The organism is Leifsonia sp. 10L418, assembly GCF_056395445.1.
Window position 1 is genome coordinate 297640 of record NZ_JBFTJN010000004.1, and the last position, 12613, is coordinate 310252.

The window sequence follows — 12613 nt, forward strand, 5'->3', positions numbered from 1 at the left end:
CCTGGCGCAACAGGGCAACTCGACCGGAACGGGCAAGCTCGGCGAACGATGCACGGCGATTTTCGCGGGGGACGGTGCACGGATGCGGGTGGCAGGGGAGCGAGGACACCAGGCTCAGCCCGGGCCGGTAGGTTTGTTCTATGGCTTTTTCGGTAGCAGTGGCGGGCGCAAGCGGTTATGCGGGCGGTGAGCTGCTGCGGCTGCTCGCCGGACATCCGGACTTCGAGGTGCGAACCGTCACGGCGAACAGCAACGCCGGCGCCCGACTGGTCGATGTACAACCGCATCTCCGTTCCCTCGCCCACCTGACTCTCGTCGAAACCACGCCGGAAACCCTCTCGGGTCACGACATCGTTTTTCTGGCGCTGCCGCACGGCAAGTCGGGCGAACTGACCTCGCACCTGCCCGCCGACACACTCGTCGTCGACTGCGGCGCCGACCACCGCCTCGAAAGCGAGAGCGACTGGGCGGCGTTCTACGGCGGCGACTACTACGGCGCCTGGGCCTATGGCGTTCCCGAACTCCCGCTGGCGACAGGGAAACAGCGCGACCGCCTCGTCGGCGCGCGCCGCATCGCGGCCCCCGGCTGCAACGCGAGCACCGTCTCGCTCGCCCTGGCCCCCGGCATCCACGCCGGTGTGATCGAAGCGACCGACATCGTCGCCGTGCTCGCGGTCGGCCCGTCGGGTGCCGGCAAGGCGCTGAAGGTTCCGAACTTGGCCGGTGAGATCCTCGGCTCCGCCAACCCGTATGCGGTGGGCGGCGTGCACCGGCACATTCCCGAAATCCAGCAGAACCTGCGCTGGGCAGGGGCCGTCGACCCGACCATCTCGTTCACGCCCGTGATCGTGCCGATGTCGCGCGGCATCCTCGCCACCTCGACGGCGCGCATCGTGCCCGGCACGTCGGCCGCCGAGGTGCGCGCCGCGTGGGAGAACGCCTATGCGAACGAGCCGTTCGTGCAGCTACTGCCGGCCGGGCAGTTTCCGCGCACCGCCGACGTACTCGGCGCCAACACCGCCTTGATCGGCCTCGCCGTCGACGAGGCCGCCGGCCGCGTCGTCACGGTGACCGCCGTCGACAACCTGGCCAAAGGCACCGCCGGTGCCGCCATCCAATCGGCGAACATCGCCCTCGGACTCCCCGAAACCTCGGGACTTAGCGTGAATGGAGTTGCCCCGTGAGTGTGACCGCCCCCGCCGGATTCATCGCAGCCGGCGTCACCGCCGGCCTCAAGAAGTCGGGCGGCCTCGACCTCGCGCTCGTGCAGAACCTCGGCCCGCTGCAGAACGCGGCCACCGTCTTCACCAGCAACCGCTGCAAGGCCAACCCCGTGCTCTGGAGCGAGCAGGTGATGAGCGACGGCCGGGTCAGCGCCATCGTGCTGAACTCCGGTGGAGCCAATTGTTACACCGGCACAATCGGCTTCCAGACCACGCACGCCACAGCCGAAGCCGTCGCAACCGCGCTCGAGGTGTCCGCCGGCGACGTGCTCGTCTGCTCCACCGGCCTGATCGGCGAACAGCTCGACCTCGGCAAGCTGACCGCCGGCGTGCAGGAGGCGACCGCCGCCCTGGCCACGGATGCCGCGGCATCCGCCGACGCCGGATTGGCCGCCGCGCAGGCCATCATGACCACCGACACCCGGCCGAAACTGTCGAGCCACCGCTCGCCGACCGGGTGGACGATCGGCGGAATGGCCAAGGGCGCCGGCATGCTCGCGCCCGGACTGGCCACCATGCTCGTCGTCATCACCACCGACGCCGTTCTCAGCTCCCCGCAGCTCGACGTGGCCCTGCGCGCCGCAACCCGAGTCACGTTTGACCGCCTCGACTCCGACGGCTGCATGTCCACCAACGACACGGTGAGCCTGCTCGCCTCCGGCGCCAGCGGCATCGACGCCGACCTCACCGAGTTCACCGACGCGCTCACCGCGCTCTGCACCGACCTCACTCTGCAGCTGCAGGCGGATGCCGAAGGCGCCGCCCACGATGTGGCGATCACCGTGCAGAACGCCGGCAGCGAAGACGAAGCCGTGCGCGTCGCCCGCGCCGTCTCCCGCAGCAACCTGTTCAAGGCCGCCATCTACGGCAACGACCCCAACTGGGGCCGCGTGCTCGCCGCCGTCGGAACCGTCGACCCGGCGGATGCCGCCTTCGACCCGTACGGCATCGACGTCGCGATCAACGGCGTGCAGGTCTGCACGGCGGGCGAGCCCGACCAGCCGCGCGAGCTCGTCGACCTGAAGCCCCGCGCCGTCTCGGTGGTCATCGACCTGCACGAAGGATCGGCCGCAGCGACCCTGTGGACGAACGACCTCACCCACGATTACGTCGAAGAGAACAGCGCGTACTCCAGCTGATGGGCGACGAAATGACGAGCCCGGTCGCAGCGGAGTCCGCCGCCGACGCGGACACTCCCGCAGCGGACTCCGCCGCCGACACGAACACCCCCGCCGAAGCCGCGGTCAAGGCCGCGACCCTGATCGAGTCGCTGCCCTGGCTGAAGCGCTTCCACGACCAGATCGTGGTGGTGAAATTCGGCGGCAACGCCATGGTCAGCGAAGAATTACAGCGCGCGTTCGCCGAGGACATGGTCTACCTGCGCTACGCCGGCATCCGCCCGGTCGTCGTGCACGGCGGCGGCCCGCAGATCTCGGCGATGCTCGACCGGCTCGGCATCGAAAGCGAGTTTCGCGGCGGCTACCGCGTCACCACCCCCGAGGCGATGGAGGTCGTGCGGATGGTGCTCACCGGGCAGATCAACCGCGACCTCGTCGGCCACATCAACGAGCACGGCCCGCTGGCCGCCGGCCTCTCCGGGGAAGACGCCGGCCTGTTCCGCGGTCGCCGCCGCGGCGTGGTCATCGACGGCGAAGAGGTCGACCTCGGACTCGTCGGCGATGTCGTCGGCGTCGATCCCGAAGCCGTGCACGCCCAGCTGAACGCCGGCCGCATTCCCGTCATCTCCTCGATCGCGCCCGACGAGGACGTGCCGGGCCAGTCCCTCAATGTCAACGCGGATGCCGCCGCCGGGGCCCTCGCCGTGGCTCTCGGCGCCGCCAAACTCGTGATTCTCACCGATGTCGCCGGGCTCTATAGCGATTGGCCCAACCGGGATTCGCTCGTTTCCGGTATCGACACGAGCGCGCTCCGCGCACTGCTGCCGAGCCTCGAATCGGGAATGATCCCGAAGATGACCGCCTGCCTCGACGCCGTCGACGGCGGAGTCGAGAAGGCGGCGATCATCGACGGTCGCATCCCGCACTCGATCCTGCTCGAGATCTTCACGCAAGATGGAATTGGCACCGAGGTGGTACCCGCATGAGCACCGACATCCTGAACGGCGACAGCACCAACGGCGCACCCGCGACCTGGCAGCAGCGCTACAGCGACTCCCTGCTGCCGGTGTTCGGCATGCCGCTCGCCCTGCTCGTGCGCGGCGAAGGCTGCTACGTCTGGGATGACGAAGGCACCGAGTACCTCGACTTTCTCGCCGGAATCGCCGTGAACGCCCTCGGCCACGCGCATCCGGCGCTCGTCGCCGCGGTCTCCGAGCAGGTCGCCACCCTGGCCCACGTCTCGAACTACTTCGCCTCGCCGCCACAGATCGAACTCGCCGAACGCCTGCAGCGCCTGACCGGCGCCGGCGCCGCGGGCCGGGTGTTCTTCGCGAACTCGGGCACCGAAGCGAACGAAGCAGCGTTGAAACTCGCCCGCTTGAACAGTGGCGACGGCTCGCGTACCCGCATCCTGACTCTGACCGATTCGTTCCACGGCCGCACGATGGGTGGTCTCGCCCTCTCGGGCAAGCCGGCGATGCGTGAGTCGTTCCTGCCGGTGCCCGGCGGAGTCGACCACATCGAACCCACCATCGAGGCGCTTGAAGCAGCAATCGACAACACCGTCGCAGCCCTCGTCGTCGAACCCGTACAGGGCGAGGCGGGAGTCTTCGACCTTCCCGCCGGATACCTGGCGCGGGCCCGCGAACTCTGCACCACGCACGGCGTGCTGCTGATTCTCGACGAAATCCAGACCGGCGTCGCCCGCACCGGCGACTGGTTCGCTTTTCAGCACGAGCGTCTCCAGCCGGATGCCCTCACCCTGGCCAAGGGCCTGGGCGGCGGTGTGCCGATCGGTGCGTTGGTCACCTTCGGCGCGGCATCCGACCTGTTCAGCCGTGGCCAGCACGGCTCGACCTTCGGCGGAAACCCGCTGGCCACCGCGGCCGCGAACGCCGTGCTCACGGTGATCGAGACCGACGACCTGGTCGCCAACTCCGCCCGCCGCGGCGAGCAGCTGCGCGAGATCATCGCCCGCATCGACTCGCCGCTGATCACCGAGGTGCGCGGCCGCGGCCTGCTCCTCGGCCTCGGCCTGTCACAACCCGTCGCCGCCGAGCTCGCCGCCGCCGCGATGGCGAACGGGCTTATCGTCAACGCCCCGAATGCCTCGACGATTCGGCTCGCACCCCCGTTGATCGTCGGCGACGCTGAATTGGCCGAGTTCGAGCGACGATTCCGGTCTGCCCTCGCCAGCCTTTAGAGTTGTCCAAACCCCCCGTCTGATTCCAGACACAGATTCAGACACAACCGAAAGTGATCCCGTGACCCGCCATTTCCTGCGCGACGATGACCTCTCTCCGGCCGAACAAGCCGAGATCCTCGACCTTGCACTGGAACTGAAGCGAGACCGATTTGCGGTCAAGCCGCTCGCCGGGCCGCAGACGGTCGCGGTGATCTTCGACAAGTCCTCCACCCGCACACGCGTTTCGTTCGCGGTCGGAATCGCCGACCTGGGCGGCATCCCGCTGATCATCAGCACCGCGAACAGCCAGCTCGGCGGCAAGGAAACGGCGTCGGACACGGCACGCGTGCTCGAGCGTCAGGTCGCCGCCATCGTCTGGCGCACCTACGGCCAGGCCGGGCTCGAAGAGATGTCGAAGGGAACCACGGTTCCGGTCGTCAACGCACTCTCCGACGAATTCCACCCGTGCCAGCTGCTCGCCGATCTGCTCACCATTCGTGAGCACCGCGGCGAACTCGCCGGGCAGACCCTCGTCTTCCTGGGCGACGGCGCCTGCAACATGGCCCAGTCCTATCTGCTCGCCGGCACCACCGCCGGCATGCACGTGCGCATCGCATCGCCGGCCGGCTACTCGCCCGACCCGCAGGTCGTCGCGGATGCCGAGGCGATCGCCGCTCAGACCGGCGGCTCCGTGACGCTGTTCACCGACCCGGCCGAGGCCGTCGCCGGTGTCGACATCGTGATCACCGACACCTGGGTGTCGATGGGCAAGGAAGAAGAGAAGGCGGCGCGCCTGGCCGACCTCGGCGAGTACCGCGTCGACACCGCGCTGATGTCGCTGGCCAAGACCGACGCCCACTTCATGCACTGCCTCCCGGCCGACCGCGGCTTCGAGGTCACCGCCGACGTCATCGACGGCGCGCAGAGCATCATCTGGGACGAAGCCGAAAACCGCCTGCACGCGCAGAAGGCTCTGCTCGTCTGGCTCCTCGCTCAGAACGCGGCCTGATCATGACTGACAACGACCGCGACAACCTGCTCGCCGCTGCCGCCTACCTCGACCTGCTCGACCAACTGCTGAGCGACACGGATGCCGACGACCTGCGGGTCATCACCGCGGCGGCGACCGAGCTCAGCTCCGCCCTCGACCGAGTCAGGCGCGTCAGCGCCGAACTCCGCCAGGGCGTCATCAGCGACGGCGATCTCGATACCGTCGGCATCCTGCGCGACCGTCTGCTGATCGCCGCCGACTCGGCTACCACGACCCCGGCCGAAGCGGCCGCGCTGCGTGCCCGCCTGGAGAAGGTGGCCGGCGAGTTCGAAGCCGACGTGCACGACCTGATCGCCGACATCGACGACGAGAACGAGTAGCAACTCGTTCGTCGCCCGCGCGGCATCCAGTGATAGACCCGGGCACGGCACCAGCCGTAACCTGCGTAAACTCGAAGTGATCAATTCTGAAGGAGAACCATGGCTGAACGCATCGTCCTCGCCTATTCGGGCGGACTCGACACCTCGGTCGGCATCGGCTGGCTCAAAGACGCAACCGGCAAAGAGGTCGTCGCCCTCGCCGTTGACGTGGGACAGGGCGGCGAGAACATGGATGACATCCGTCAGCGTGCACTCGACTGCGGCGCCGTCGAATCGATCGTCGTTGACGCCAAAGACGAGTTCGCCGACGACTACATCGTTCCGGCGCTCAAGGCCAACGCGCTCTACCAGAAGCGCTACCCGCTGGTTTCCGCCCTCAGCCGTCCGCTGATCGCGAAGTACCTCGCCTCCACCGCCAAGGAACTCGGCGCTGACTCCGTTGCTCACGGTTGCACCGGCAAGGGCAACGACCAGGTGCGCTTCGAGGCCGCGGTTGCCGCGCTCGCGCCCGACCTGACCAGCATCGCCCCCGTGCGCGACCTCGCACTCACCCGCGACAAGGCGATCATCTACGCCGAGCAGCACAACCTGCCGATTCTGCAGTCGAAGAAGAACCCGTACTCCATCGACAAGAACGTCTGGGGCCGCGCGGTCGAGACCGGCTTCCTGGAAGACCCGTGGAACGCGCCGATCGAAGACCTTTACGAGTACACCCAGGACCCCAGCGTCTACCGTGAAGCCGACGAGGTCGTCATCACGTTCGACCAGGGTGTTCCGATCGCCATCGACGGTGTGCCGCACACCCCGCTCGAAATGGTCGTCGCCATGAACGCCCTCGCCGGCAAGCACGGCATTGGCCGCATCGACATCGTCGAAGACCGTCTCATCGGCATCAAGAGCCGTGAGGTCTACGAGGCTCCCGCCGGCATCGCCTTGATCGCTGCGCACGAAGAGCTCGAAAACGTCACGCTCGAGCGCGACCAGAACCGCTACAAGCGTTCCATCGAAGCCAAGTGGTCTGAGCTCGTTTACGACGGTCTCTGGTTCTCCGGCCTCAAGCGTTCGCTCGACGCGTTCATCGACCACACCCAGAAGTACGTTTCCGGCGACATCCGCCTGAAGCTGCAGGGCGGCACCGCCGTCGTGACCGGCCGCAAGTCGGAGCAGAGCCTCTACGACTTCAGCCTCGCCACCTACGACACCGGTGACACCTTCGACCAGTCGCTGGCCAAGGGCTTCATCGATCTGTGGTCGCTGCCGAGCAAGATCTCCGCACGCCGCGACCTCGCCGGCAAGTAGGCATCCGCATGTCTGGCGACGACGTCGCAAACCGTGCCGGTGAAGCGGGCGCCCTCTGGGGTGGCCGCTTCGCCGGCGGGCCCTCGCCCGAATTGGCTCGGCTGAGCAAGTCGACTCATTTCGACTGGCAGCTGGCCGAATACGACATTCGTGGTTCGCGTGCTCACGCTCGGGCGCTGGCTGCGGCCGGCTACCTGACCGATGACGAGCTCGCCGGCATGATCGGCGCACTCGACACGTTGGAAGAAGCCGTCATCGACGGTCGATTCCATCCGGCAGCCACCGACGAAGACGTGCACTCGGCGTTGGAGCGCGGCCTGATCGATCTGACCGGTGTCGAGCTCGGCGGCAAACTCCGCGCCGGCCGGAGCCGCAATGACCAGATCGCCACGCTCATCCGGATGCTGCTGCGCGACCACGCCGCAAAGCTCGCGACCCTGCTGATCGAGCTCATCGACGCGTTGGCCTCGCAGGCCGAGGCGCACGCCGACGCGATCATGCCCGGCCGTACCCACTTGCAGCACGCTCAGCCGGTTCTGCTTTCGCACCACCTGCTCGCGCACTGCTGGCCAATTGTGCGTGACCTCGAACGCTTCGCCGACTGGAGCCGTCGCGCCGACTTCTCGCCCTACGGTTCCGGTGCACTCGCCGGCAACACGCTCGGGCTGGATGCGCGTCTGGTCGCCACCGATCTCGGGTTCGGTGCTGTGGTCGAGAACTCGATCGACGGAACCGCCAGCCGCGACCTGGTCGCCGAGTTCGCCTACATCACCGCCCAGATCGGTATCGATCTGTCGCGCCTGGCCGAAGAGATCATCCTCTGGAACACGAAAGAGTTCGGCTTTGTCACTCTCGACGACGCCTACTCGACCGGTTCGTCGATCATGCCGCAGAAGAAGAACCCCGATATCGCCGAGCTCGCGCGCGGCAAGTCGGGTCGTCTGATCGGAAACCTGACCGGTCTGCTGACCACGCTCAAGGGTCTGCCGCTCGCGTACAACCGCGACCTGCAGGAAGACAAAGAGCCGGTCTTCGACTCGATCGAAACGCTCGAAGTGTTGCTCCCGGCCTTCACCGGCATGATCGCAACTTTGCGTTTTCACACCGAGCGCATGGCCGAGCTCGCCCCGCAGGGCTTCTCCCTGGCCACGGATGTCGCCGAATGGCTGGTCAAACGTCACGTCACGTTCCGTGATGCTCACGAGATCACCGGTTCGCTGGTCAAATACGCCGAAGATCACGGACTCGACCTGCACGAGGTCGACGACGCTGCGTTGCAGTCCATCTCGGTGCACCTTGTTCCCGAGGTGCGCGAGGTGTTGACCATCCGCGGTTCAGTTGAAAGTCGCGACGGACAGGGGGGCACCGCTCCCGTTCGTGTCGCCGAGCAGCGCGCCCACCTCGTGGAACGCGTGCGTGTTCTGGCGACGGCGCTGACCGAATAATCACAACCGAGTAGATCGCACCGCGACGCTCATGGGCCTCGATCGCACGCTGTTTGATCAGCCGGCGGTCGAGGCCGCTCCATTTCTGCTCGGCGCCGTGCTCCGGCACGCGGGCGTTTCGGTGCGTTTGACCGAGGTCGAGGCGTATCTCGGCGGGGGAGTCGATCCCGGCTCGCACGCCTTCCGCGGTCAGACCGCCCGGAACTCGAGCATGTATGGCCCCTCCGGCCATCTCTACGCCTACTTCACCTACGGCATGCACGTCTGCGCGAATGTGGTGTGCTCACCGGTGGGGCAGGCGTCGGGTCTGCTGCTGCGCGCGGGCGACGTGGTCGAGGGGGTCGAACTGGCTCGCGAGCGGCGCCCCACCTCGCGGTCGGACCGGGACCTCGCCCGTGGCCCGGCCCGCCTGAGCGTTGCGCTCGGAATCAGGCTCGATGAAAACGGCGCCGACCTGTTCGCCGAGCCGTTCGAGCTGACGTTGCCGGAGCATCCGGTGGCGTACCTGACCGGTCCGCGCACCGGTGTCGGTGGCGACGGCGGCGCTGCGGAACAGTTTCCGTGGCGGTTTTGGATGCCGGGGGAGCCGTCGGTGTCGCCGTACAAGCGACATCCGAAATCTCGTTGATCGAGCTGCACCGGTGATCGAGCTGCACCGGTGATCGAGCCTGTCGAGAGCCGGTGACCGGTTCTCGAGATCGGCACGCGTGGTCTCGACAAGCTCGACCACCGAAAGTCCGCCGATCGAGACTCTCGAGATCAGCTACGCGATCGCGAGCGACACCAGCGCCGCGCAGGCGCAGGCCCAGGTCAGGCTGGCGAGGGTGCCGATGATGAACCGTTCGCGGGCCTCGGATGCCGCCAGCTCGGTGAACCGGCCAACACCCTTGATCGCGACGACGACGGCGATCGCCTCCGGGAAGCCGGCGAGAATCGCACCGGTCACTGCGAGGCGTTCCAGGATGCCGATGGCCAGGCCGCCGCGCAGCACCTCGTGCACCGCGGTGCCCTCGCCCGGAGTACCGGACGGCACGGCAGAGGCAGCGCTGGGTGAGTTTTCGACCAGAATGCCGCCGTGGCTGCCGGGGGCGACGGAGCCGCGGGTGGCAAGCCGGAGGGAGTAGGCGGCAACCGGGCCACCGCCGATCACCGAGAGGGCCAGTGCAATGATTCCGAGGAGCGTGCCGAAGGAGCTGTGCGCATCGGGGTTCGGAATGGCCGCCAGGATCAATGCGGCCGCAAGCGTTCCGCCCGACACGATCGCGTAGACCGGTTTCGCGAACTTGAAGGCGAATGCGGCGGCGACGAGCGAGGCGACGGAGACGAGAATCAGCAACAACCAATAGGCGTAGCCGAAAAGGTCGATGGCGGGGTAAAAATTCATGCGGCGGGGTCCGTCTCGGTTGTTCGGCGGTTCAGGTCGGTTAAGAGCTTAATGAGTGCGGGTCGCGCGGCCTGCTCGGCCCGCCAGCTCGCGGTTTTGAGGCGCTGACTGATCGCAGCGGTGGAGATGCCGAGTCGGGTTGCGGCCTTGGCCTGGCTGAGACCGGACTGCACGAGGTCGATGGCGTGCCAGCCTTCGTCCGAGCGGCGTTGGCGCAGAAGCAGGAGCAGCCCGAGGAGCGCTTCGAGGTCGGCCGCTGCGAGATTGTTCGATTCGAGCTCATCGGCTGAGTCTCTGCTCGCCTCAGATTCGGCACCGAGGGTGGCTAGCGCGAACCGGGTGTCGCTGCGTTTCGCTCGGGTGACGGCATCCCGCGCCGCGATGAATGCAGTGCCGGCGGCCTGCCGTGTTGCGGCGGGGAGCGGAGTGCGCACCGATCCGAGGCCGAGGCCGATGCTCCAATGACCGGTGCGATGCGCCAGAAGGATCGCGTCAAGCGTTGCCGCGGCATCCACGATCATGACCTGGATCTCGTCGCCCGCCGTTTGATCGGGAGGCAGCACAAAAGCGGGCCCGAACTGATCGGTCAGGGCGTGGATCAGTTCGCCGGCCCGGTCGCGGTCGGTTCGACTGTCTATTTGATCAGCGGTGACGACATACATTGCGTTAAGCCTCCATCTCGAACCGAGCATAATCAAGTCACAAGACTTAATCAAGATCGATTAAGCTTCTGACCTTAATTCACTGACCATCGGGTACGCCAATCAGAAGAAGGTGGCCCCGGCACGAACGCAATCGACGCGCGTCGCGCTGGTAATCTGGGCAACGTGTCAGACCCCAGCATCCTCACCCAGCAGACCAACGATCCCTCCTTCGACAACGTGTGGGAGGAGATCACCTGGCGCGGCCTCGTTCACGTCTCCACCGACGCGACCGAACTGCGCGATCTTCTCGCCGGTGAGCCGATCACGTATTACTGCGGATTTGACCCCACTGCACCGAGCCTGCACCTCGGAAATCTGGTGCAGCTGCTGCTGATGCGCCGTCTGCAGCTTGCCGGCCACCATCCGCTCGGCCTTGTCGGCGGTTCGACCGGTCTCGTCGGCGACCCGCGGCCGACTGCCGAGCGCACCCTGAACACGCGCGACACCGTCGCCGAGTGGGTGGGCTACCTGCAGTCGCAGGTGTCGCGCTTCCTCAGCGCCGAAGGCAGCAATGCCGTCACGCTGGTGAACAACCTTGACTGGACCGAGCCGCTCTCGGCCATCGACTTCCTGCGCGAGATCGGCAAGTACTTCCGCGTCGGCACCATGCTCAAGAAGGATGCCGTCAGCGCGCGCCTGAACAGTGACGAAGGCATCAGCTACACCGAGTTCAGCTACCAGGTGCTGCAGGGCCTCGACTACCTCGAGCTCTACCGCACCTACAACTGCGTGTTGCAGACCGGCGGCAGCGACCAATGGGGCAACCTCACCAGTGGCACCGACCTCATTCGCAAGGCTGAGGGTGCGAGCGTTCACGCCATCGGCACGCCGCTGATCACCAACAGCGACGGAACCAAGTTCGGCAAAAGCGAAGGCAACGCCGTCTGGCTCGACCCGTCGCTCACGAGCCCCTACGCCTTTTACCAGTTCTGGTTGAACACCGACGATTCCGACGTGATCGGCCGACTCAAGGTGTTCACGTTCCTGGATCGCGTCGAGATTGAGCGACTTGAGCAGGCTGTGGCGGCAGAGCCGTTCAAGCGGGAGGCGCAGCGTGCACTGGCGTTCGAGGTGACGAGTCTGGTTCACGGTGTGCCGGCAACGGATGCTGCGATCCACGCCGCGCAGGCACTTTTCGGTCAGGGCGACCTGGCTGAGCTTGACCCGGCCACGCTCGAGGCGGCATTGCGGTTGCTCCCGAACACGACAACGGCGCCGAACGCGCAGGTCGTGCAGCTTCTGGTTGACACCGAACTGACCTCGAGCTTGGGCGAAGCGCGTCGGGCCGTGGCCCAGGGCGGGGTTTACCTCAACAACGTGAAGGTGACCGACGAAGCGCAGACCATTGCGGGTTCGGTTCTTCCCGGGGGAGTGGCGGTGTTGCGTCGCGGCAAGAAGACGCTCGCCGGAATCTTCGTCGAGTAACTTTCTCCTTCTTCGCTTTCCTTCTTGGTACGAACGGGCCTCAGCTTCTGCTGGGGCCCGTTTTCGTTGTGCGCTCGTAGTCGGCACATTCGCGAAACCGCAGTTGTCGGAGCTTCCGCTGCATTGAGCCTCCGACAACTGCAGTTTCGCGGGATGTGGGCTGCCTCGGAGGTCGGGGCGTGCGTCGAGCCGTGAGAAGTGATGCGGGGGAAACGTTTCGCACACGTCATTTCTTGCGGTTCGGCGGCCTACGGGCGGCAGGGGGCGAGTGGCGGGCGAGTGGCGGTGGGTGGCGACACGCCCGGGATGAGGTGCGGTTTGCGGGGTGCTCGAAAACCCACGTATAGTCATCTCTTGTCACCCCAAAGGTTCGGTCAGCGGCAAGCTGAGCGGCCTCAAGCGGGGCCAATCCCAAACAAAACACAAACGGACTTGTTCGTTTCATTCTTTGTTTGATGA

The 12613-nt window shown here is 66.5% G+C and carries 12 protein-coding genes; 10 read left to right on the forward strand and 2 right to left on the reverse strand.

What is annotated here, in order from left to right; genetic code table 11:
- Nucleotides 1-140 precede the first annotated feature (140 nt).
- The 9 genes from argC (at nt 141) to AC1DCF_RS11635 (ending at nt 9269) form a co-directional block, all read left to right on the forward strand.
- The gene (gene argC, locus AC1DCF_RS11595) at nt 141-1184 is read left to right on the forward strand and encodes an N-acetyl-gamma-glutamyl-phosphate reductase (protein WP_477211145.1); all 1044 of its coding nucleotides are present in this window, start codon (nt 141-143) and stop codon (nt 1182-1184) included.
- A complete protein-coding gene (gene argJ / locus AC1DCF_RS11600) occupies nt 1181-2362 on the forward strand; it encodes a bifunctional glutamate N-acetyltransferase/amino-acid acetyltransferase ArgJ (RefSeq protein ID WP_477211146.1) in 1182 nt (393 codons plus the stop codon). Before argC ends, argJ begins: the two co-directional genes overlap by 4 nt.
- An 11-nt stretch (nt 2363-2373) precedes the next feature.
- Complete coding sequence (argB, locus tag AC1DCF_RS11605; protein WP_477211147.1) at nt 2374-3327, forward strand: acetylglutamate kinase; 954 nt, start codon at nt 2374-2376, stop codon at nt 3325-3327.
- Entirely contained in the window at nt 3324-4544 is a 1221-nt protein-coding gene (locus AC1DCF_RS11610; RefSeq protein WP_477211148.1) for an acetylornithine transaminase, read from the forward strand. The genes argB and AC1DCF_RS11610 overlap by 4 nt, the downstream gene beginning before the upstream one ends.
- Before the next feature lie 61 nt (nt 4545-4605).
- Nucleotides 4606-5535: an ornithine carbamoyltransferase gene (argF, locus tag AC1DCF_RS11615; RefSeq protein WP_477211149.1), complete on the forward strand. Its 930-nt coding sequence runs from the start codon at nt 4606-4608 to the stop codon at nt 5533-5535.
- Between the two features lie 2 nt (nt 5536-5537).
- Nucleotides 5538-5897 (forward strand): hypothetical protein, encoded by a 360-nt coding sequence (locus tag AC1DCF_RS11620; RefSeq protein ID WP_477211150.1) that lies wholly within the window; start codon nt 5538-5540, stop codon nt 5895-5897.
- A 99-nt stretch (nt 5898-5996) separates the two neighbouring features.
- Nucleotides 5997-7196, forward strand: a complete 1200-nt coding sequence (locus AC1DCF_RS11625; protein WP_441789934.1) for an argininosuccinate synthase — start codon at nt 5997-5999, stop codon at nt 7194-7196.
- 8 nt (nt 7197-7204) lie between these two features.
- Entirely contained in the window at nt 7205-8641 is a 1437-nt protein-coding gene (gene argH, locus AC1DCF_RS11630) for an argininosuccinate lyase (protein WP_477211151.1), read from the forward strand.
- A 31-nt stretch (nt 8642-8672) separates the two neighbouring features.
- Nucleotides 8673-9269, forward strand: coding sequence for a DNA-3-methyladenine glycosylase (locus AC1DCF_RS11635; RefSeq protein WP_477211152.1), 597 nt, complete (start codon nt 8673-8675; stop codon nt 9267-9269).
- Nucleotides 9270-9404: 135 nt separating this feature from the next.
- On the opposite strand, the gene AC1DCF_RS11640 is transcribed toward AC1DCF_RS11635, so the two are convergent.
- Nucleotides 9405-10025 (reverse strand): hypothetical protein, encoded by a 621-nt coding sequence (locus tag AC1DCF_RS11640; protein ID WP_477211153.1) that lies wholly within the window; start codon nt 10023-10025, stop codon nt 9405-9407.
- Nucleotides 10022-10687: a DNA-binding protein gene (locus tag AC1DCF_RS11645; protein ID WP_477211154.1), complete on the reverse strand. Its 666-nt coding sequence runs from the start codon at nt 10685-10687 to the stop codon at nt 10022-10024. The genes AC1DCF_RS11640 and AC1DCF_RS11645 overlap by 4 nt, the downstream gene beginning before the upstream one ends.
- Before the next feature lie 165 nt (nt 10688-10852).
- Between AC1DCF_RS11645 and tyrS the strand changes: the two genes are divergently transcribed.
- The gene (gene tyrS / locus AC1DCF_RS11650) at nt 10853-12154 is read left to right on the forward strand and encodes a tyrosine--tRNA ligase (RefSeq protein WP_477211155.1); all 1302 of its coding nucleotides are present in this window, start codon (nt 10853-10855) and stop codon (nt 12152-12154) included.
- Nucleotides 12155-12613: the final 459 nt, after the last annotated feature.

Bases quoted from the DNA above. Each gene is read 5' to 3' on its own strand.
- AC1DCF_RS11625 (WP_441789934.1), top strand. From the start codon at position 5,997: ATGGCTGAACGCATCGTCCTCGCCTATTCGGGCGGACTCGACACCTCG.
- argC (WP_477211145.1), top strand. From the start codon at position 141: ATGGCTTTTTCGGTAGCAGTGGCGGGCGCAAGCGGTTATGCGGGCGGT.
- AC1DCF_RS11610 (WP_477211148.1), top strand. From the start codon at position 3,324: ATGAGCACCGACATCCTGAACGGCGACAGCACCAACGGCGCACCCGCG.
- AC1DCF_RS11640 (WP_477211153.1), bottom strand. From the start codon at position 10,025: ATGAATTTTTACCCCGCCATCGACCTTTTCGGCTACGCCTATTGGTTG.
- argB (WP_477211147.1), top strand. From the start codon at position 2,374: ATGACGAGCCCGGTCGCAGCGGAGTCCGCCGCCGACGCGGACACTCCC.
- AC1DCF_RS11635 (WP_477211152.1), top strand. From the start codon at position 8,673: ATGGGCCTCGATCGCACGCTGTTTGATCAGCCGGCGGTCGAGGCCGCT.
- AC1DCF_RS11620 (WP_477211150.1), top strand. From the start codon at position 5,538: ATGACTGACAACGACCGCGACAACCTGCTCGCCGCTGCCGCCTACCTC.
- AC1DCF_RS11645 (WP_477211154.1), bottom strand. From the start codon at position 10,687: ATGTATGTCGTCACCGCTGATCAAATAGACAGTCGAACCGACCGCGAC.
- argH (WP_477211151.1), top strand. From the start codon at position 7,205: ATGTCTGGCGACGACGTCGCAAACCGTGCCGGTGAAGCGGGCGCCCTC.